Source organism: Xanthomonas sontii, from assembly GCF_040529055.1.
In the GTDB taxonomy this organism is placed as follows: domain Bacteria; phylum Pseudomonadota; class Gammaproteobacteria; order Xanthomonadales; family Xanthomonadaceae; genus Xanthomonas_A; species Xanthomonas_A sontii.
Genome location: NZ_CP132342.1, coordinates 2044341 through 2064756, shown reverse-complemented (window position 1 = coordinate 2064756; position 20416 = coordinate 2044341). Strand labels below are relative to the sequence as shown.

Genomic DNA, 20416 nt, shown 5'->3' with positions numbered 1-20416 from the left:
CCGGGAATGACCTGACGACACCGCGCGGCGGTGTCGTCGGGTCATGGCACCGCTTTCGTCACGGCCCTCGCCGGCACACGAATCGGCACCGGGCTCTCTGCACGAACGCGCGGCGATCGGTCGCCGCCGCGCCCGATTGTTTTTGCTGTTGGCGCAGAGCGGGCGTCGGGATACGCACGGCCGCCTGCGATCAGGCATCCGTCGCCGGCGGCACGCGCGACACTGCGAGCTGTGCATCCGGGCGGCGCGGCAGCAGCAATACGAAGCAGACCGACTCGTCGGGTGCCTGCCTGGCCAGGCCGACCCATCCCCCAAGACGCTCGGCGATGCGCCGCACCAGGTACAGACCGAGCCCCGCGCCCGGCGCATGCCGCGCGCTTTCGCCGCGGTAGTACTTCTGGAACAGCCGCTCGCGTTCGGCAGGCGCGATGCGTTCGCCCGGATTGGCGACCTCCAGCCGCAGCCCTCCGGCACTGCCGCGGACGCGCACGCGGATGGCCATGCCCGCCGGGCAATGGCGGTCGGCATTGGCGAGCAGGTTGCGCACGGCCACCCGCAGCAGTCCGGTATCGGTGAGCAGACCGTCGTCGTCGGTGAGAACCTCGCAGACCACGCGCTGCGGCGGGAAGTCACCGCACAGGTCGTCGAGCAGGACGCGCAGGGCGCACGGCTGCAGCCGCAGTTCCGAAGCCGCCTCGCCCATGCGGTCGTCGGCGAGATACTCGTCCACCAGCGCCAGCAGCCGTTGCGCCGCGTCGCGGATGTTGCCGCAGCGCACGCGATTGCGTTCCGGCGGCGCATCCAGCTTGCGCGCCAGCTGTTGCGCCGAAGTCATGATGACGGCCAGCGGCGTGCGGAACTCGTGCGACACCATCGCCACGAAATCGCGTTGCTCCTGCATGACCTTGCGCTCGGTCTGCAGCAAGCCGCGCAGGTCGTTCTCCAGCGCCTGCCGCCTGCCGATTTCGTTGCGCAGCTCTGCGGTGCGCAAGGCCACGTCACGCTCCAGCGCCAGACCGTGTCTGCGCGCGAGTGCCACCGCGGCCTCGGCATGCCGCCGTTCGCGCAATCGGCGCTGCCGCTCGTAACGACCGATGAGGAACACGCTCAGCAGCGTCATGTGCAGCATGGTGCCGAACGTGGTGGCGTACTGGGTCCACGCATTGACCGGGACGAATCCGAGGTTGCGCAGGAAGCCCAACATCACCCCCAGATAGAACGGAAAGAACGCGAGCACGAAGAACAGCGCCGGCCGATAGCGGCGCCACAGCAGGTGCAGGCCCAGCCCCGCCAGCAGCAGGATTTCCAGCAGACCCAGCGACTGCACCGGCTGCATGCCCCAGGCGTAGTGGCCGGCGAGCACGAACACGGCGCACCCCAACGCGACCGCCCACAGCAGACGTGTGCCCCAACGCACCAGCCGCGGATGAAAGGCGCGCAGGTTCAGTTGCCGGCTGGCGACCTGGAATCCCACCGGCAGACTGCAGGCGATGCTGATGCCCAACAGCGTGTCGCTCCACGCCATCGGCATGCCGGTGACCTGCTGCACCAGGCCGATGGACATCGCTTCGTTGAACACGCAGCCGCCGAGATAGGCCACGAACAGGCCACTCATGCGCGCGCGCGTGGCGAGCCAGAACAACACGTGCAGGCACAGCAGCAACAGGTAGAAGCCGAAATACAGGCCGAACTGCAGCCCCTCGCGCCGCGAGTGGTTATCGAACGGCAGCCGTTGCCAGACGTCCAGACGGGTGACCAACGCGTTCTTGCTGCGCAACCGCAGCAGCACCTCGTAATCGCCCGCATGCGTTGGCGCGAACTGGAAGACCGGGCTGCGGTAGTCCACCGGCCAATCGCGCCGCGGCACGCGTTCGCCGCTGTCCCCCAGCGCGCGCCAGGCGCCGCCCTCGGGCCGCACGTAGGCCTGCACGTCGTCGAGCAAGGCATTGCTCAATCGCATCATCCAGCCGCCGGGCGGTACACTCTGGACATGAACAGGCAGGCGCAGCCACACGGCACCGTCGGCGAATCCCGCGTTGAGGCCGTCGGGCAGCCGGGTCCAGCCGGTCGCGGCGGCGGCCTGCACCACGTCCAGTCGGCCGTGCGGATCGTCCAGGCGCTGCAGATACCCGCTCGCATCCTGGTGCGCGCTGGTCAACGGCAGCGCCGCGACCGGGGATGGCGCCGCGTCGGCGGCCACGGCCACGCCCACCACAAGCCATGCGCCCACCAGCCAGCGCCACCATTGCGCCATCATTCGCCATACCGCACCCTTGCCAGCCGATGACGTTACAGCAAACCGCACTGCGCGAGGACGCGACTCCATGTCCGAGGTGATCCTGCTCGAGGACGAGCCGGTGCTGTGCGAAGAACTCGGCGAGTTCCTGCAGGATCTGGGCTATATCGCCGTCTGCGTGGACAGCATCGCCGGCTTCCGGCAACGATTCGATCCGGCGCGCCACACCATGGCCGTGATCGACGTCGGTCTTCCCGACGGCAGCGGCCTGGAACTGGTCAGTGAACTGCGGCGTGCCGGCCATCGGCTGGGCATCGTGGTGTTCAGTGCACGCAACACCGCCAGCGACCGCATCGCGGGACTGGAACTCGGCGTGGACCACTACCTGGGCAAGGGCGTCGATCTGGACGAACTCGCCGCCACCCTGGCGTCGCTGGGCCGGCGCCTGGCCCTGCCGCCACCGGCGGCGCGCTGGGTCCTGGAACTGGCTGCCGCACGCCTGAACGTTCCCAACGCGCCGCCGGTGCCGCTGTCGCGCCAGGATCTGCTGGTGCTGGCCTGCCTGATGCGCCATGCCGGCGAGAGCGTGGGCCACCGCGAGATCGCCGAGGGGCTGGGGGTGAACTTCCTCGAGTACGACCGGCGGCGGCTGGACACGCAGATGTACCGCCTGCGGCGCCGCGTGGAGGAGATCAGCGGACGCCCGCTGCCGGTGAAGACCTTGCGCAACAGCGGCTATCGCTTCCACGCACCGGCGGCGATCGCACCCTGAGCGCGTCGGCGTGCCTCGCCGAAGCGCCCTGCGGCCTGGCCACCAGTGCGCAAGCTCCGCTGCCGGCTCCCGCAACACGATGGCCCCGAAACGAAAAACGCCGGCGATGCCGGCGTTCTTCTCTCCTCTAAGGCGATGTCGGGGCCGATCAGCCCTGCCACTTGCCCAGCGCGGCCAGGCCGTTTTCCTTGGCGCGCTCGTACACCACCTGCTGTGCCTTGGCGAAATTGCCCTTCATGTCCTGCGCCCACAGCTTCAGCGCGGCCTGCTGCATGGCGCGGCCGTAGGAGAAGCTCAGCGGCCACGGCAGGTTACCGAGCTGGTTCATCGCGTTGAGGTGCGCGGTGGACTGCTCGTCGGTCTGACCGCCGGACAGGAACACGATGCCCGGCAGGATCGCCGGCACAGTGCTCTTGAGGCACATCACGGTGGACTCGGCCACTTCCTCGACACTGGCCTGCTCGTCGCAGTCCTTGCCGGCGATGACCATCGAGGCCTTGAGGATGGTGCCTTCCAGGACCACGTTCTGCTCGTACAGCGCGCCGAACAGCGAACGCAGCGTGGCTTCGGTGACCTCGTAGCAGGTCTCGATGTCGTGGTCGCCGTCCATCAGCACTTCCGGCTCCACCATCGGCACCAGGCCCTGCTCCTGGCACAGCGCGGCATAACGGGCCAGCGCATGCGCGTTGGTCTCGATGCACACGCCCGACGGGATGTCCTCGCCGATGGTGATGACCGCACGCCACTTGGCGAAGCGCGCGCCGAGCTTGTAGTACTCCTCCAGGCGCGCACGCAGGCCGTCGAGGCCTTCGGTGATCAGTTCGCCCGGCATGCCGGCCAGCGGATGCGTGCCCTTGTCGACCTTGATGCCGGGGATGATGCCGTGCTCGGCCATGTACTTGGCGAACGGTACGCCGTCCTTGGTCTTCTGGCGGATCGTCTCGTCGTACAGGATCGCGCCGGAGATGTGGTCGCTCAGCTTGGGCGTGGTCAGCAGCAGCTCGCGGTAGGCACGGCGGTTCTCTTCGACATTCTCGATGCCCACGCCGGCGAAGCGCTTGGCGATGGTGCTGGTGGATTCGTCGATCGCGATGATGCCCTTGCCCGGGGCGACCATTGCCTGTGCGGTTTCGGCAAGCTGTTCGATGCTCATACGGTTCCTGATGGCTGCAGCGGGGGAACGCCCATTATACCGGGCCGGCCTGCATGCATTCCGTTACCGCGGGGATTGCAAGCGGTTACAGGCGTAGACCGTGCATGTTCCCGGCACGTCAGCCAAGTGCATCCGTCATTGCGTCACACTGCGCCTCTTCTTCGGCCTGCGCGGTCTGCAGCGGCGCGGCGTCCAGGGCCGGCACCGGCGCAGGCGCGCCCTGCGCTGTCGGCAAGGCGATGTCGAGCGCATCGAGCAAGGGCTGCCAGTCGTCGGCACTGCGCGCGCGGCGGTGCGCCAGCAACGCGGCGTGGTGGCGCAGCCCCGGCAGCTGCCAGCGCAGTTCGCAGCAGACGCGGTCGACTTCCTCGGCCGCTTCCGGCGCAGCGATCAGCCACGGCAGTTGCTCGACCATCTTGCCGGCGCCGGAATCGTGGATGGCCATGATGTAGCCCACGATCAACAGCAGCAGATGCTGCAAGGCCGCGCGCTCGTCCTCGCGCAGGTCGCCGCCGCGCTGCAGCCGCAACGCCTCGTCGCGCGCCCGCTCCAGGCCGTCGAGCAAGGCCGCCACCACCTCGCGCAGGTGCTGCGGATCGTGCGCCGGCGCCTGTTCCAGCGCGCAGTCGCGCAGGCGCTCGGTCAGCAGGTCGACGACGTCGCGCGGGAACTGTCCGGGCACCACGCGCAGCGCGATGCGCATCCGCGCCAGCGCCTGCGCATGGCCCTGCTCGCGTTCGAACAACCCATCCAGCGCTTCGGCACAGGAGATCAACCGGCCCAACGGCGACAGCGCCGACGCGCCGACCGGATAGCCGGAGCCGTCGATGCGTTCGTGGTGCTCGCGTGCGGCCGCGGCCTGCTGCGCCGAGTACACGCCGGATTCGCCCAGCAGCGCGGCGCTGATCACCGGGTGCACGCAGCGCATGCGCCACTGCGCGAAGTCCTGCTGCGCCTCGGGAATCTCCAGCACCACCGGATCCACGTACATCTCGCCGAGATCGTGCAGCAGGCCGACTTCCGCGGCCTCGCGCATCGCCGCATCCGAGCGCGACAGCAGCGCCGCCAGCCAGGACACCAGCATCGCCACCCGCACCGCGTGCGAGAACGCGGCCGGCCGGGTCTGGCCGAGGGTGGTCAGCAAGGTGCCCGGCGCGCCCAGCGTGCGGGCGCGGGCCAGCATGGCCATCACCGGCTGCGCCTGCTCGCCCAGCAACTGCCGCAGGTGCGGGTGTTCGTCCAGTTCGCGCTGCGCGGCCAGCTGCACTTCGCTCGGGCGCAGTTCCTCGCAGAACGCCAGCGAGGATTCCAGCGGACGCAGCAGGCGCCGCGCGATCAGGCGCTCGCGCAGGCCGGCGTTGATGCGCTGGCCCTTGGCGACGAGCAGGATGCCGCGGCGGTCGCGGATATCCTCGGTGACCACCAGCTCGCGCGTGGCCGAGGCCTGGATCAGGTGTTCAAGGCAATGCGTGCCGGGGCGCTCGGGCAGGTCCAGCCCGAGTTCGGCGTGCGCGCTTGGGGACGTCATGGGGGTGTCGCACGATCAGGGAACGGGAGGGCGCCGCGCCGTTCCATGCGCGATCGAACAGGTATTGCCGACGGCGCGGCGGCCGGAGCCGCCGCGCCGCGTCCTTCAGAGTTCGCCCAGGCCGCTGGCACGGCCGTCCGGGCCGACCTCGAGCAGGCGCAGGGTGTTGGTCGCGCCGTGGGTTTCCATGTGCTCGCCGCTGGTGAACACCACGCGGTCGCCCGGCGCCAGCAGGCCGGCTTCGACCAGCACGCGGATCGCGCCGCGCGCGGCCTCGCGCGGGGTCAGGCCGCGACTGTCGAAGTTGATCGGGAACACGTCGCGCATCATCGCCATGTGCCGGCGCGCGCCGTCGTGGCGGGTCACCGCGAAGATCGGCGCCTTGGCGCGGAAGCGCGACAGGTAGCGCGGGGTGCCGCCGGATTCGGTCATCGCCACGATCGCGCGCACGCCCACGTGCTGGGACAGGAACATCGTCGCCATGGCGATGGCCTGGTCGGCGCGCTCGAGGTTGCGCGGGGCCATGCCGAAGTCGGTTTCGGTCTCGAACTGGCGCTCGGCGCCCAGGCAGATGCGCGCCATCGCCTCGACCGCGCGGATCGGATAGGCGCCGGCGGCGCTCTCGGCCGACAGCATCACCGCGTCGGTGCCGTCGATCACCGAGTTGGCCACGTCCAGCACTTCGGCGCGGGTCGGGATCGGGCTTTCCACCATCGACTGCAGCATCTGCGTGGCGGTGATCACCACTTTGTTCTGCGCCAGCGATTCCTTGATGATCTTCTTCTGCAGGCCCGGCAGCTCGGCGTCGCCGATTTCCACGCCCAGGTCGCCACGCGCGACCATCACCACGTCCGAGGCCTCGACGATCTCGCTCAGGTTCTCGATCGCCTCGGTGCGCTCGATCTTGGACACCAGCGCCGCGTCGCAGCCGTGCGCGCGGGCGATGCGCCGCGCCTCGTTCATGTCCTCGGCGTTGCGGCAGAACGACACCGCGATGAAGTCCACGCCGATCTTGGCGACGATGCCGATCAGTTCCTTATCGCGCTCGGTCAGCGCGCCCAGCGACAGGCCGCCGCCCTGCTTGTTGAGCCCCTTGCGATCGGACAACACGCCGTCGTTGAGCACGCTGGTGACGATGCGCTCGCCCTGCACCTCGACCACCTTCAGCTGCATCAGGCCATCGTCCAGCAGCAGCACGTCGCCCGGCGCCACGTCCTGCGGCAGGCCCAGGTAGCTGACGCCGACCTGGCTGGCGTCGCCCGGCGCGGCATTGGGGTCGGCGATGAGGTCGAAGCGGTCGCCGAGCTTGAGCGAGACCTTGCCCTGGGCAAAGCGCTCGATGCGGATCTTCGGACCGGGCAGGTCGGCGAGGATGCCGATCTCGGCGCCGACGCGGGCCGCGGCGGCGCGCACTTCGGCGGCGCGCTTGGCCTGGCCCGACGGATCGCCGTGGCTGAAGTTCAACCGCACCACGTTGACGCCGGCGCGGAACAGATCCTCGAGTACGCCGGGCGGGTCGGTGGCCGGACCGAGGGTGGCGAGAATCTTGGTGCGGCGCTGGCGTTCGATCATGATGGCATCCTTGGAAAAAGCGCTCAAAGCTAGCACACGCGCCCATCACACAGCATGGCATTTCGGCATAGACGCACGCGCGGTCCGGCATAGCGAGCGGACAATGCGGGACAGTATGCGGTCATGCCGCGCCAACAGCCGCCGGCCCGCGGACACCGCGTGGGCAGGCTCACGCCAGGCGACGCAGCATGCGCAGCCAGCGCCCTGTGCGCCGGACGCACCGGCGCACGTGCCCATTCAGGCCGCGACGAGCGCCGGCAACTGCGCCGGCGACTGCGCCAGCACATCGGCGCCGGCCTGGCGCAGTTCCTCGGCATCGCCGAAGCCCCACAGCACGCCGATGCTGCGCATGCCGTGATGGCGCGCGCCGTCGATGTCCATGCGCCGGTCGCCGATCATGCGGCACTGCGCCGGCACGACAGAGAGCCGGCGCAGCGCCTCGGCGATCAGGTCCGGCTTGGCCCGCCGCGCGCCGTCGTCGCTGGCACCGACGATCTCCTCGAAGCGAGTGCCGAACGGCAACTGCTCGACGATGCGCCGCGCGAAGCGTTCGTTCTTCGAGGTCACCACCGCCAGACGATGGCCTGCCATGGCCACCGCCTCCACCGCCGCGCCGATGTCCGGGAACACCGTGTGCTCGCGCCAACCATGGCTGTCGTAGCGGCTGCGGTACAGCGTCAAGGCCTGCTCCACCAACGCCGCATCGCCGCCGAAGTGCTGCTGGAAGCTGTCGCGCAGCGGCGGGCCGATCCAGGCGCGCAACTGCGCCGGGGTCGGCAGCGGTTGGCCCAGTTCGGCGAAGGCATGGCGCAGGCTGCCGACGATGCCGGCCTCCGAATCGACCAGGGTGCCGTCCAGGTCGAAGAACAGGACGTCGGCGGCGCTCACGCGCCGCGCGCCTGCAGCGCGGCCACCGCAGGCAGGGTCTTGCCTTCCAGGAACTCCAGGAACGCGCCGCCGCCGGTGGAGATGTAGCTGACCTGCTCGGCGATGCCGTACTTGTCGACCGCGGCCAGGGTGTCGCCGCCGCCGGCGATGGAGAACGCCGACGAGGCGGCGATCGCCCGCGCCAGGGTCTCGGTGCCCTTGCCGAAGGCGTCGAACTCGAACACGCCGACCGGGCCGTTCCAGACCACGGTACCGGCCTTGGCGATCAGCTCGGCGTAGTGCGCAGCGGTCTGCGGGCCGATGTCCAGGATCAGGTCGTCGTCGGCGACATCGGTGACCGCCTTCACCGTGGCCTCGGCGTCGGGCATGAACTGCTTGGCCACCACCACGTCGCTGGGCAGCGGGATCGCCGCGCCGCGCGCATTGGCATCGGCCACGATCTTGCGCGCGGTGTCGAGCAGGTCCGGCTCGCACAGCGACTTGCCGACCGCATGCCCGGCCGCGGCGATGAAGGTGTTGGCGATGCCGCCGCCGACGATCAGCTGATCGACCTTGTCCACCAGGTTGGACAGCAGCTCCAGCTTGGTCGAGACCTTGCTGCCGGCGACGATCGCCAGCAGCGGCTTGGCCGGTTGCTCCAGCGCCTTGGCCAGCGCATCCAGCTCCGCCATCAGCAGCGGGCCGCCGGCGGCGACCGGGGCGAACTTGATCACGCCATGGGTGGACGCCTGCGCACGGTGCGCGGTACCGAACGCGTCCATCACGAACACGTCGCACAGCGCTGCATACTTTTTCGCCAGGGCCTCGTCGTCCTTGCCCTCGCCGACGTTCATGCGGCAGTTCTCCAGCAGCACGATGTGCCCGGGCTGCACGTCCACGCCATCGACCCAGTCGCGGATCAGCGGCACGTCGACGCCGAGCAGCGCAGCCAGGCGGATGGCCACCGGCTCCAGCGAATCCTCCTGGGTCCACACGCCTTCCTTGGGCCGGCCCAGATGCGAGGTCACCATCACCGCCGCGCCCTGTTCCAGCGCGTGCTTGAGCGTCGGCACCGAGGCCAGGATGCGCTGCTCGGAGGTGATCAGGCCATTGTCGATCGGCACATTCAGATCTTGCCGGATCAGCACGCGCTTGCCGGACAGGTCGAGATCGGTCATTCGCAGGATGGACATGTGATTGCTCGCTTTCGTGGGGTTGCAAAGGGAAAACCGCGCCATCGGTGCAGTATCGGCGTCGGCATCGGAACGTCGGGGGCACGCCGTTCGGCCGATCGCCGCGCAGCGGCCAAACCGCCATTGTCCGGCGTCGGCCGCACAGCGGCAAATCGGCGGGGGACGGTGCGCTGCCCCGCGCGCGCGGCGCGGCGTGCGCGCCGTCGCCGCGGCATCGATCAGCCCGTGCCCTCGCCGGCGCCGGGTTTGCGCAGCAGGCTGAGCGCGAAACCGACCACCAGCAGCGCACCACCGACCAGCAGCGCCCACAGCAGCCAGGTCTTCCAGTCGCGCGGCGGCGGTGGCGCCTGCAGCGCCGCGGCACCGGCCAGTGGCTGCGCCGCGCCGAGGCTGGCAGTGGCCGGCGCCCATTGCGGCCCACGCTGGGTGTGCAAGGCCTGCAACGCGGCGGCCAGCGGCGCCTGCGCACGCTGGGTGCGCGCACTGCCGGCGGCCAGCGCATAAGGCGGCGCGCCCTGCGCCAGGAACACCAGCGTCTCCGGCTGGTAGCCCAGGCGCAGCGCCGGCCGCTGGCGGCCCGGGTCCTGCGCCGCCAGCAACCGCCAGTAGCGGTCCCGCACCGGCGCAGTCAGCGCCTGCGGCGGCGAGCGGCTGCCGCCGCCCACCTGGTAGGCCAGCCATGGACCGGCGCGGTCCTGCCACGGCGCCTCGGCGCTGTCGCGGCTCTGCACGCGCCATTCGATGGCGTTGTTGCCGGGCAAGGCGATGTCGACGCGCGTCACCGGGTAGCGCCCCGGCGACACGAAGGCATAGCCGTGCTGCGCGGGATCGGTGCTCGCCGCGTCCAGTTGTTGCCAATGCCAGTCGGCGACGACCGGCGTCGGTGCCAGTTCGGCCTCCACCCCGGTCAGCGGCGGCGCGCCGGCACCGGCCAGCGGCAGCAGGCGCAGATAGTGCACTTCGCGGCCGATGGGGATGCGCAGTTGCTGCAGCCGGTGCCCCTGGTTGCTGAGGTCGACCAGGGTCGCATCGGCCACCAGCACCTCCCAGTCGCGCAGATCGTCGCTGCCCTCGACGCGGTAGCGCGCTTGCTGTGGCTGCGCAGCGGCGGCCCATTGCAGCGACAGTGCGCGCAGCGGCGCATGCAACGCGCTGGCATCGACCAGCCAGCCGGCAGCGCCCGCGTCGGAGCCAGCGCCGGCCACGCGGGTCTGGATGCGGCGCACACTGCCGTCGCTGTCGCGCTCGGCGATCAGCTCCAGATCCGGGGTCCGCCCGTCGGGCGCCGCCGGCAGCGGAAACCACGGCAACGGCTGCCGGCGCGGCGCCGTCTCGGCCTGTTCGGCGGCGAACAGGGCCGCCGGCAGCGGGTCGCCGGCCGCGTTGAACACCTCCACGTCGCCCAGCGAGGCGCGCTGCGCACTGCGGTAGACCGCATCGTCGAGCTGCACGCGATAGGCGCCGGCATCGGCGTCCTGCAGGGTCAGCGGCCACTGCTGGGCGTAGTCGTCGCGCTGGCTGGCGGCGAACGCGCACAGCGGCAACCCAGCCAGCAACAACGGAAACAGCGCACGTCGGATCATGGGATGGCCTCCTCGACCGGTTCGGCAGCGCGCGGCGGCGCCGGCGCCAGATAGCCGACCACCGTACACAACAACCCGTACGCGATGAACGAGGCGATGCCGGCGACGTTGCCGAGGTTGCCGCGGTCCACCAGCAGCAGCTTGCCCAGCACCACCGCCATCAGTACCGCGCCGGCCAGCCACAGGCCGCGCTGGCCGCGCCGCGAGCCCAGCACCCAGCCAAGCACGCCCAGCACGCTCCAGACCACGGTCAGACTGGTCTGCGCCACGCCATTGCCGAGCACGCCGGGCCACGGCACCGCCGCCCAGTAATGCACCGCATGCAGGGTGACGCTGGTGATCCACAGGAAGCCGGCACCGGCCAACAGCTGGGTGCGCCAGGGCCGCAGCAGCGCCGGCAGCTCCGCGGTGCGGGTCCAGCGCACGCCCAGGACCAGCAGCGCCAGTTGGGTCAGTTCCAGCGGATTGAGCACCGGCACCCAGGGCAGCGGCGCGCTGCTGCCGGGCAGGCCCAGGCTGTACAGCCAGGCCACCGCCAGCAGGCCGAAGTAGGTGCTCTGCAGCGCGCCGCGGCACGGCGCGAATGCCGCACCCAGCGGAGCCGCCAGCCAATTCCAGCGCCACAGCGACAGCGCCGTCGCCAGCAACCAGGGCGCCAGCAACAGCATCCAGCGCCAGCCGGCGGCGAGCTCGCTGTGCAGCGCGATCCAGGTGCACAGCAGCCCGACCACGCTGGGCCACACCAGCCACCATACGAACTGCGCCGCACGCGCGACGCCGCCACCGCTGTCGCGCAGGCACAGCAGGCTGCGCACGCCGAGCACCGCGAACAGCGCCCAGGCCCAGGCGCCATGCCCGGCGAACGGCTGCCCGTGCACATCGGCCTGCCAGACCGCCAGCGGCAAGGCCAGGGCCAGGCCACCCAGCGTGGTCGCGGCCAGCGCCAGTGCAGGCCAGCGCCGCTGCGCCTCGGCGGCGAGCCAGCCGCTGACCGCGACCCAGGCGAGCAGCACGTCGGCACGCGCGTCGGCGTCGACGAATCGCACGATCTCGGTGACGCCGATCCCGCACCACCAGAACAGCCCCCACACGTAGTAGCCCAGCGCCGGCACGGCGGCCCGCCCACGGCGGTAGCACCAGGCGCTGGCGAAGCCGGCCAGCGCCAGCAGCAGCCCGCTCATGAAGGTGGCGTTGGCCACCGCCTGGGTGTCCTGGGCGATGTCCTCCACGCCCACCAGGAAACCGAACGACGCCGCCAGTTGCAGGCCGGCGCCGCTGAACTGCGGCAGCCAGCGCCGTTGGCGCAGGCCCAGCCACGCCAACGCCGCCCCCTCCAGCGCGAACACGCTGGCGGTCGCGCGCGCGGACAGCGCCAGCGGCACCGCCAAGGTGGCGAACCCCACCGCCAGCACCGCATACGCCTGCCCCAGCACCGCGAAGCTCGCGCGCCGGATCAGCGCCGCCGCCAGCAGGGCATAGATCGCCGCCAGTCCCAGCGCACACAGCGCCAACGGCAGGCCGTCGCCGCGCAGCAGCCCCGCCTGCAGCGAAAACGCGATCAGCGGCGTGCCGAACACCAGGCTGCCGTCGATCAGCGTGCTGCGCGCTGCCTGGCGCCGCGCGTACAGGATCGGGATCAGCAGGTAGAAGGCGAAGAACAGCAGCAGGAACGGCTCGGTGCTGGCGAACTTCTCGGGCCGGTACTGCAACACGCCCCACAGCGTGCCGATGCCGAAGGTGAAGCCGAACCCGAGCAGGTTCAGCACCCGCCACGGCCGGTACCAGGCGATCGCGAACACCGCCGCGTTGAGCAGCGCGTAGTAGGAGAACAACGCGACGTGGTTGCCGCTGCCGGTGGACAGCCACAGCGGCGCGAGGAAGCCGGCCAGCGTGCCCAGCACCGCCAGGGTGCGCGATTCCTGCGCCACCGCCAGCACGCACATGCCCGCGACCAGGGCGATGCTCAGCGCCAGCGCCGCGCCGGCGGGGATCAGCCCGGACAGCTTGAACGCGGCAAACACGGTCAGCAGCAACACGCCGATCGCCCCGCCCTGCAGCGCCAGCGCGAAGCTGCGCTTGCGCGTGCGCTGGCGCCAGCCGAAGGCCAGGCCGGCCAGCGACGCGGCGGCGATGCCGGCGTAGCGCAGCTGGATCGGCATGCGCAGCCAGCCCTGGTCGCCGGCGTACTTCAGCAGTGCGGCGACGCCGGCCAGCAGCACCAGCATGCCGATCTTGACCGGGACATTGCCCTCGGTGAACCAGCGTTTGATCCCGCCCAACAGCCGTTCGATCGGATCCGGCCCACGCGGCGCGGCGGGCTGGGCCGCCGCGGCGGTGCGCGCCTGGGCTTGCTGCTGCTCGGCGCGTTCGACCGCGGCGGCCAGCGTCGCGAAATCCTCGCCCCTGGGAGGCACCGGCAAGGGCGGCGGCGCCGCTGCGCGCTCGGCGAACGGGTCTGGACGCGGAAGGTCGAGGCCTGCAGCGAACGGCATGTCCTCCGCCTCGACCTCGGACTCGGCGACGGCGGCCTGGCCCTCTGCGACAGCGGCCGCGGAATCGGCGCGATCCGTTGCGGCGGCAGGCGTGGCGGCGGCCATCCGCGCCACCTGCGCCTCCAGTGCGGCGAGCCGCTGGCGCAGGCGCGACTGCCCGACCAACGCCACGATCGACAGCAGTGGCAACGCCAGCACCACCAGCGCCGCAAACACCACCAGCACGACCAACTTGTCCATTCGTCTCACATCTCCAAAGGCGGTGGCGCGGCGCCCGTGGCGCGCACCGGGAGCCCGGCGGCGCCGGACCTGGCGCAGATGGTAGACGAGTTCGGCGCCGACATCGGCCCACGGACGGGGCCGCAGCCCAGTCAGCGCAAGGCCCGGCGTTCCGACAAACGGTTTTCACACCACCCTCAAGCCCAGTGCACCGGCGGCCGCTACACCCCTTATCGCGTCGTCCGTCTGCTGTTTTCTCCCACCCCACCGGCAGCATGAATGAACCTACCCGCCCACCCCGCCGACGCGGGGATCGATGACCATATTCGCGCCGTCGTCGGCTTGTCCGACCAGTTGCTCGGCCAGTTGCGCCGCTCGCTGCAGGGGATCGACGCGATCAACCGCACCACCCACATGATCTCCATGAACGCGCGCATCGAGTCGGCGCGGATCGGCGCCGCCGGACGCGGCTTCAGCGTGATCGCGCAGGAAATGGACGGGCTGTCGCGACGCGTGGCCGAGGCCACCCAGGACCTGGACAAGGTCGCCGCGCGCACCAGCGCGGAGATGCGGCAGACACTGGGCCGCCTGCAGGACGACGTGCGTCGCACGCGGCTCAGCGAGCTGGCCCTGAGCAACATCGACCTGATCGACCGCAACCTCTACGAGCGCAGTTGCGACGTGCGCTGGTGGGCCACCGACGCGGCGGTGGTCGCCGCGGCGCGTGCCGACAGCGATGCCGAGGCGCTGGCCTACGCCTCGCGGCGCATGGGCCAGATCCTGGATTCGTACACGGTCTACTTCGACCTGATCCTGGCCGGAAGCGATGGCCGCATCCGCGCCAACGGCCGGCCGCGGCAGTTCGGCTCGGTCGGCAGCGACGTCTCCGCGCAGCCATGGTTCGAACACGCGATGCGCACGCGCAGCGGCGAGGAATTCGGCTTTCAGGACGTGCATGCCAGTGCGCTGGCCGACGGCGAGCGCGTGCTGGTGTACGCATGCACGGTGCGCGACGGCGGTCGCGTCGATGGCCGCGTGCTGGGCGTGCTGGGCATCGTGTTCCGCTGGGACGCGCTGGCGCAGACGATCGTGCAGCGCACGCCGCTGTCCGAATCCGAATGGGGCCGCAGCCGCGCCTGCATCGTCGATGCGCAGGGCCGGGTGCTGGCCGACTCGGCCGGGCGCATGCTGCAGGACCGGATCGACTTCGACGGCCGCGACGCCTTGTTCAAGCAGCCGCGCGGCGCCGTGCTGATCGATCTCGACGGCCGGCCGCACTGCATCGCGCACGCCGCCTCTCCCGGCTACGAAACCTACCGCACCGGCTGGCACTCGCTGATCCTGCAGGCGCTGTAGGCCGCACGCACTGGCGCCCACCGCAAAAGCGGCAGCGGATCACAGGCTGCCGCGCGCGGTGTCGGCGCAGCCGCCTGTGCTGCACCCGCAGACCGTGTGCCGACGACTGCGACGACCTCATCGGCAAGGCGTCGTCTCTGCCTGAACGCCCGTGCGTGCTGTATTGACGGCGTCATTTCGCCATGCCTAAGCTCGTCGCGCCGCGTTGATGCCGCCCCGACGCATCGCCTCGACGCGACCGGTGCACTCTGGATTGCAGACGCCACTCCCCAGGTAAACGGACATGACCATGAAACCCTTTCGCACCCTGCTGATCTCGGCCCTGCTGGCCGGATCTTTCGCCGCTCCCGCCCTGGCCGAAAAGGTCGACAATCCGGATCTCTACACCGCCGATGCGGTCAAGAAGAACATCGTCATCGGCAAGACCACCAAGGAAGAGGTACGCGCCATCTATGGCGAGCCAAGGCACGTCTACAGGACGTCCGGAAAGGAAGGCGGTTACGAAAAGTCCTGGACCTACAGCCCGGGCGAGTCGCACGGCGAAAAAGTGCGTGGTACCGCGACGACGGTGCTCAAGCGCATGCTGCCGGGTTTCTACACCGGCCAGGCGATCAACGAGGCACAGGACCACGGCGTCGGTGCACGCAACGTCAAGTCGTATAACCTGGAAGTGGAATTCGACGCCAAGGGCGTGGTCACCGATTACCAGCAGACCGAAAGCAACCAATCGCGCGACGCGCTGTAATCGCGAGGCCGAGCCAGCCTGCGGCACCCGACGCGCCGCGGCAGGGCCAGCGGCTCGCCACAACGCAAAAGGAGCGCGTGAGCGCTCCTTTTGCGTTGTGGCCTCGACCTGTGTACGCGACAGCGCCAGAACGGGCCGAGCGCTGCACGGGAACAGCCCCATCCCGCCAGTCGCATGGCCGAGACCACTCCAGCACCTGGACAAGGTCGCCGCACGCACCTCAGCGAACCGGCCCTGGTCAGTGTCGACCCCACGAGCACAGTGACGACATGCGCTGGTGGGCCTGAAACACGGCGCAAGGACTCCATCGGCTCTCGCAGAACCACTCCGGCCATGAAGAGTGGATCTCGCGTTGGGACCAATGCAATCATCGTGGATGCGGCAAGCGACCACCCCGGCTTGCATGCGAAAGTCGAGGAAAGCAATAAAGACGCAACGAAAACGGCGGAAAACTGGCCACGCAAGGCCGATGCGCAGCCAATGACCGTCCAACATCCCTCCATTTGCAACTCAAAAAACGAGCAGATATGGATTGCCTTACGCTACAGGACAAGTACCCGGACCTCTATTTCTTCTGGCTGGAAAAGCTTGGCCTGTATTACGCAGCCGGCGAAGAGAACAAGACATACCTGATCGAAAGCAATGGAGACATCGTCTACCAATCGCCCGAAGAGACGTTCGCCGACTTAAATGGAAGCCACTTCCCCTACAGCTGGGACAAGTGGGAAACGGATTTCAATCGTCAGATCGATTACTGGATAGAAATCCATTTTTCAGGGAAATTCATTACCAACTCGATTTTCTCCTTTCGGAACGGCAACCTTGTCCGCTTACTTGAAGACGAGCTCATCCTGTATGCAGTCCCCATAACGCCGCAACGACTGTTGCTGCAAGTGGCCAAGGACAAGGACAATCCCTTGTCCCGCGTCAGCATCCACCTCTACGACACGCTTAGAAACGAACTCAGGGAACTATGGGAAGGCCCTTACCGGGAAGAACCATTTTCTGTTCATCGCGTGCGCGGCGCGGAGCACTTTTTTTCGATCTGGATTCGCGACGACGAAAACCCCATCGATCACTACACACGCAAAGTATTCCAGCTATATACCGCCAAGGGAGAACCGCTGGTAGATTTTGAAACGGCCTGGGGACATGGCGGCGGAGACACCTGTTTCGATCTCTCACAACGAGGCATGGGAATCACTCACAGAATTCTGGATAAACCCATTTTTATATCTTCGCACTGGTATTTCAACCGCTATGAGGCATGCGATGTACTGATCGACAGGAAAGGCAATAACTACGGGGACTTTTATTACATTGCAGGACAGAAACCCTCGTATTTCGGCAAGTCCTCGACCAGACACCCGAAGTACATCGACAAGAAAATCCTGTGCCTCGCGCTGCCCGTACGCGATCATCAGCCGCCGTGCCTGACGATCCTCAACGAGGACGGCAGCAGGATCGTGACGGAATTCGAGTGTCCGTGGCTTTTTTTCAACCTATCCGCAACGCTCGTCAAAGACAAATCCATCTTCGGCAAGACCTGCCTTGTGGTGATCGACAAGGAATGTCACGCAAGGCTTATCGGCCTCGATGGAAAGGAAATCGAAAACACCACGCCCATTCCCCTGAAAAGCATCGACCCTAGAATGAACTATCCGAAGCTTTTCGCGAAGCAATGCCGGCAATAGCAGTGCATCGAATTGGCTTCAGGCCAGGCAGGTCCTGAGTTCATCCGGATCCCCAGCCTGAACAGTGTCGCCGCGACCGCACGAACATCGACCTAGGCAGGAAGCACCTGCACGATCTGTCCGGCAAGCCGGCGTGCGACACCTGGAGCGTGTCATGTCCTTTGGGGCATGCAGGCACGGGACCTGCGCCATTCCATCCGGGCACGTCATCGCCCACAAAAAAAGCGCCGCAAGGCGCTTTCTTTGTGGACGACGCCAGGCGGCTTACTTCGCCACCACCTTGACCATCTCCAGGCACTTGTTGGAGTAGCCCCACTCGTTGTCGTACCAGGACACCAGCTTGACGAAGGTGCCGTCCAGGGCGATGCCGGCATCGGCGTCGAAGATGGAGGTGCGCGCGTCGCCGCGGAAATCGGTGGCCACCACCTTGTCCTCGGTGTAGCCGAGGATGCCCTTCAGCGCGCCTTCGCTCTGCGCCTTCACCTCAGCGCAGATCTCGGCGTAGGTGGCCGGCTTCTCCAGTTCCACGGTCAGGTCGACCACCGACACGTCCGAGGTCGGCACGCGGAAGCTCATGCCGGTGAGCTTCTTGTTCAACTCCGGGATCACCACGCCGACCGCCTTGGCCGCACCGGTGCTGGACGGAATGATGTTCTCCAGGATGCCGCGGCCGCCGCGCCAATCCTTGTTGCTCGGCCCGTCCACGGTCTTCTGGGTGGCGGTGGCCGCGTGCACGGTGGTCATCAGGCCGCGCTTGATGCCCCACTTGTCGTTGATCACCTTGGCCAGCGGCGCCAGGCAGTTGGTGGTGCAGCTGGCGTTGGAGACGATGGCCTGGCCCGCGTAGGTGCTGTCGTTGACGCCATACACGAACATCGGCGTGTCGTCCTTCGACGGCGCCGACAGGATCACCTTCTTGGCGCCGGCGTCCAGATGCTTCTGCGCGGTTTCCTTGGTCAGGAACAGGCCGGTGGACTCGATCACCACGTCCACGCCGACCTCGCCCCACTTCAGCGCCGCCGGATCGCGTTCCTGAGTCAGGCGGATCTTCTTGCCGTTGACCAGCAGATGATTGCCGTCGACCGACACCTCCGCCTGGAAGCGGCCGTGCACGGAGTCGTACTGCAGCATGTAAGCCAGATAATCCGGCTCGAGCAGGTCGTTGATGGCGACGATCTCGATGTCGCTGCCGAAATTCTGCACCGCCGAGCGCAGCACGTTGCGCCCGATGCGACCGAAACCGTTGATGCCGACCTTGATTGCCATTTCAGTAGCTCCTGCGGCCGCGCCTGGCGCGGCGGATGGAAGGGGAAATCCCATTCTAGCAGGCCGGCCGCGCCACGCCGGACACGCCGGTTTGATCAGGATCAAGGCGGCATGGGGCGGCGCGCCGGACACTGCGCCCACACCCAACCGAGACTCCACCATGCGCACCACCTCCCCCCTCCTGCTCGCCGGCCTGGCCGCCGCCCTGACCCTGTGCGCCCTGCCGGCGCTGGCGCAATCGCAAGGCGACTGGACCATCGGCATCGGCGCCCACCAGGTCAACCCGAAGTCCGACAACGGCACGCTCGCCGGCGGCACCCTGCCGCTGCGCATCGACAGCAACATCCGGCCGACGGTGACCTTCGAGTACTTCGTGCACCAGGACCTGGGCGTGGAAGTACTGGCCGCGCTGCCGTTCGAGCACGACATCAGCGTCAAGGGCGTGGGCAAGGTCGGCAGCACCAAGCACCTGCCGCCGGTGGTGTCGCTGCAGTACCATTTCAACAGCGCCGGCAAGGTCTCGCCGTTCGTCGGCGCCGGCCTCAACTACACCACCTTCTTCAGCGAGAAGACCACCGGCGCGCTGGCCGGCAGCAAGCTCAAGCTGGACGACTCCTGGGGCCTGGCCGCGCATGCCGGCGTGGACATCGCGCTCACCGACAAGTCGGCGCTGCGCGTGGACATGCGCTGGATCGACATCGACAGCAAGGTCAAGGTCAACGGCAGCGACCTGGGCACCGCGCACATCGATCCGCTGGTGTACGGCCTGGCCTACGTGATGAAGTTCTGAGACGGGCGCCGGCGCCGCTGCGACCTGCGGCGCCGGCGGCGCCGGCGGCAACAGGATCGGCGCCGCTCGCGGCAGCGGCGCCATTCCGGAGCATGGCCGTACCGGATCGACACGCGGGCCGCACACGCGGCCTTGCCGGAGCGCAGCGCGTCCGCCCCGCTTCTCTGGCAGACTACGCGCCACACGGATGTGGATCGGTGCCCGCCGGGCCGACACGGGGTTCGCATCCGCCCACTCGTCGTCCACCGGGGTCTCCCATGCCGCCACGCCTGTTCCGTCGCCTTGCCGTCGCCGCCCTCGCCAGCATCGCCCTGCCCGCCGCGGCGCAGTCGGCCGGCCACTTCACCACCAGCTATGGTCTGCACGGCATGGTGCCGGGGTCGTCCAACGGCACGCTGCGCGGCAGCGACCAGCGCTTCGACGCCGACGTCGCGCCGGCCGTATCGTTCAGTTACGAATACTTCTTCCGCGGCAACCTCGGCGTGGAGATCCAGGGCCTGGTCGGCCAGCAGAAGATCGGCGTTGACCGCGGCGGCGATATCGGCAGCGCCTGGATGCTGTCGCCCACCATCTCGCTGCAGTACCACTTCAACGGCAACGGCGACATCTCCCCGTTCGTCGGCGCCGGCCTCAACTACACCGCCTTCCTCGGCAGCGACGGCAAGGGCGCGTTTTCGTCCAACGACGTGAAGTTCAAGGACACCATTGGTCCGGCGCTGCATGCCGGCGTGGATTTCGCGGTCGGCGAACGCAGCGCGATCCGCGTGGATGCGCGCTGGACCGGCATGCGCAGCGACGTGAAAGTGGACGGCAGTACGCTCGGCAAGGCCAAGCTCGATCCGGTCACCTACGGCGTCGCGTACCTGATGTATTTCTGAGCCTGCAGCCGGGTCGTGTCCCCGGACGCGGCTCGGCACGGTCGGCGACGCCGCCTGGCACCGGCGTCCGCC

General features: G+C 68.6%; 15 protein-coding genes. 6 read left to right on the top strand and 9 right to left on the bottom strand.

Going from position 1 to position 20416, the window contains the following annotated elements; all coding sequences use genetic code 11:
• Positions 1-190 precede the first annotated feature (190 nt).
• A complete protein-coding gene (locus RAB70_RS08750) occupies positions 191-2230 on the bottom strand; it encodes a sensor histidine kinase (protein ID WP_225851706.1) in 2040 nt (679 codons plus the stop codon).
• A 94-nt stretch (positions 2231-2324) separates the two neighbouring features.
• Here RAB70_RS08750 and RAB70_RS08745 point away from each other — a divergent pair, with 94 nt between their 5' ends.
• A complete protein-coding gene (locus RAB70_RS08745) occupies positions 2325-3008 on the top strand; it encodes a response regulator transcription factor (protein ID WP_148829779.1) in 684 nt (227 codons plus the stop codon).
• Between the two features lie 148 nt (positions 3009-3156).
• Here the strand turns inward: RAB70_RS08745 and RAB70_RS08740 are convergent, their stop codons facing one another.
• The 7 genes from RAB70_RS08740 to RAB70_RS08710 all read right to left on the bottom strand — a co-directional run bounded on the left by RAB70_RS08740 (position 3157) and on the right by RAB70_RS08710 (position 13636).
• The gene (locus RAB70_RS08740) at positions 3157-4161 is read right to left on the bottom strand and encodes a class I fructose-bisphosphate aldolase (RefSeq protein WP_010341500.1); all 1005 of its coding nucleotides are present in this window, start codon (positions 4159-4161) and stop codon (positions 3157-3159) included.
• A gap of 118 nt (positions 4162-4279) precedes the next feature.
• Positions 4280-5689 (bottom strand): HD-GYP domain-containing protein, encoded by a 1410-nt coding sequence (locus RAB70_RS08735; protein WP_148829778.1) that lies wholly within the window; start codon positions 5687-5689, stop codon positions 4280-4282.
• A gap of 105 nt (positions 5690-5794) precedes the next feature.
• Positions 5795-7261 carry a pyruvate kinase gene (pyk, locus tag RAB70_RS08730; protein WP_010341498.1) on the bottom strand — a complete coding sequence of 489 codons (1467 nt, stop codon included), beginning with the start codon at positions 7259-7261 and terminating at the stop codon, positions 5795-5797.
• 237 nt (positions 7262-7498) lie between these two features.
• A complete protein-coding gene (locus RAB70_RS08725; RefSeq protein ID WP_148829777.1) occupies positions 7499-8149 on the bottom strand; it encodes an HAD-IA family hydrolase in 651 nt (216 codons plus the stop codon).
• Positions 8146-9321, bottom strand: coding sequence for a phosphoglycerate kinase (locus RAB70_RS08720; RefSeq protein WP_026144036.1), 1176 nt, complete (start codon positions 9319-9321; stop codon positions 8146-8148). The genes RAB70_RS08725 and RAB70_RS08720 overlap by 4 nt, the downstream gene beginning before the upstream one ends.
• 218 nt (positions 9322-9539) lie before the next feature.
• Positions 9540-10904, bottom strand: coding sequence for a DUF3999 domain-containing protein (locus RAB70_RS08715; protein ID WP_148829776.1), 1365 nt, complete (start codon positions 10902-10904; stop codon positions 9540-9542).
• Positions 10901-13636: a DUF2339 domain-containing protein gene (locus tag RAB70_RS08710; protein ID WP_148829775.1), complete on the bottom strand. Its 2736-nt coding sequence runs from the start codon at positions 13634-13636 to the stop codon at positions 10901-10903. Before RAB70_RS08710 ends, RAB70_RS08715 begins: the two co-directional genes overlap by 4 nt.
• A gap of 258 nt (positions 13637-13894) precedes the next feature.
• Between RAB70_RS08710 and RAB70_RS08705 the strand changes: the two genes are divergently transcribed.
• From RAB70_RS08705 to RAB70_RS08695, 3 genes are all read left to right on the top strand, one after another.
• Positions 13895-14971 carry a methyl-accepting chemotaxis protein gene (locus RAB70_RS08705; RefSeq protein WP_043091478.1) on the top strand — a complete coding sequence of 359 codons (1077 nt, stop codon included), beginning with the start codon at positions 13895-13897 and terminating at the stop codon, positions 14969-14971.
• Positions 14972-15260: 289 nt separating this feature from the next.
• A complete protein-coding gene (locus tag RAB70_RS08700) occupies positions 15261-15716 on the top strand; it encodes a hypothetical protein (RefSeq protein WP_223875622.1) in 456 nt (151 codons plus the stop codon).
• 527 nt (positions 15717-16243) lie between these two features.
• Positions 16244-17410: a hypothetical protein gene (locus tag RAB70_RS08695; protein WP_148829773.1), complete on the top strand. Its 1167-nt coding sequence runs from the start codon at positions 16244-16246 to the stop codon at positions 17408-17410.
• 264 nt (positions 17411-17674) lie between these two features.
• Here RAB70_RS08695 and gap read toward each other — a convergent pair whose 3' ends face one another.
• Complete coding sequence (gene gap / locus RAB70_RS08690) at positions 17675-18676, bottom strand: type I glyceraldehyde-3-phosphate dehydrogenase (RefSeq protein WP_017911669.1); 1002 nt, start codon at positions 18674-18676, stop codon at positions 17675-17677.
• Positions 18677-18836: 160 nt separating this feature from the next.
• Here gap and RAB70_RS08685 point away from each other — a divergent pair, with 160 nt between their 5' ends.
• Positions 18837-19466 (top strand): OmpW family protein, encoded by a 630-nt coding sequence (locus RAB70_RS08685; RefSeq protein WP_017917377.1) that lies wholly within the window; start codon positions 18837-18839, stop codon positions 19464-19466.
• Positions 19467-19723: 257 nt separating this feature from the next.
• Positions 19724-20344: an OmpW family protein gene (locus RAB70_RS08680; protein WP_148829772.1), complete on the top strand. Its 621-nt coding sequence runs from the start codon at positions 19724-19726 to the stop codon at positions 20342-20344.
• The last annotated feature ends 72 nt before the right edge of the window (positions 20345-20416 follow it).

Excerpts from the sequence above, each read along its gene's own strand:
- RAB70_RS08745 (WP_148829779.1), top strand. The coding sequence starts at position 2,325 with ATGTCCGAGGTGATCCTGCTCGAGGACGAGCCGGTGCTGTGCGAAGAA.
- RAB70_RS08740 (WP_010341500.1), bottom strand. The coding sequence starts at position 4,161 with ATGAGCATCGAACAGCTTGCCGAAACCGCACAGGCAATGGTCGCCCCG.
- RAB70_RS08735 (WP_148829778.1), bottom strand. The coding sequence starts at position 5,689 with ATGACGTCCCCAAGCGCGCACGCCGAACTCGGGCTGGACCTGCCCGAG.
- pyk (WP_010341498.1), bottom strand. The coding sequence starts at position 7,261 with ATGATCGAACGCCAGCGCCGCACCAAGATTCTCGCCACCCTCGGTCCG.
- RAB70_RS08720 (WP_026144036.1), bottom strand. The coding sequence starts at position 9,321 with ATGTCCATCCTGCGAATGACCGATCTCGACCTGTCCGGCAAGCGCGTG.
- RAB70_RS08715 (WP_148829776.1), bottom strand. The coding sequence starts at position 10,904 with ATGATCCGACGTGCGCTGTTTCCGTTGTTGCTGGCTGGGTTGCCGCTG.
- RAB70_RS08710 (WP_148829775.1), bottom strand. The coding sequence starts at position 13,636 with ATGGACAAGTTGGTCGTGCTGGTGGTGTTTGCGGCGCTGGTGGTGCTG.
- RAB70_RS08705 (WP_043091478.1), top strand. The coding sequence starts at position 13,895 with ATGAACCTACCCGCCCACCCCGCCGACGCGGGGATCGATGACCATATT.
- RAB70_RS08700 (WP_223875622.1), top strand. The coding sequence starts at position 15,261 with ATGAAACCCTTTCGCACCCTGCTGATCTCGGCCCTGCTGGCCGGATCT.
- RAB70_RS08695 (WP_148829773.1), top strand. The coding sequence starts at position 16,244 with ATGGATTGCCTTACGCTACAGGACAAGTACCCGGACCTCTATTTCTTC.
- gap (WP_017911669.1), bottom strand. The coding sequence starts at position 18,676 with ATGGCAATCAAGGTCGGCATCAACGGTTTCGGTCGCATCGGGCGCAAC.
- RAB70_RS08685 (WP_017917377.1), top strand. The coding sequence starts at position 18,837 with ATGCGCACCACCTCCCCCCTCCTGCTCGCCGGCCTGGCCGCCGCCCTG.
- RAB70_RS08680 (WP_148829772.1), top strand. The coding sequence starts at position 19,724 with ATGCCGCCACGCCTGTTCCGTCGCCTTGCCGTCGCCGCCCTCGCCAGC.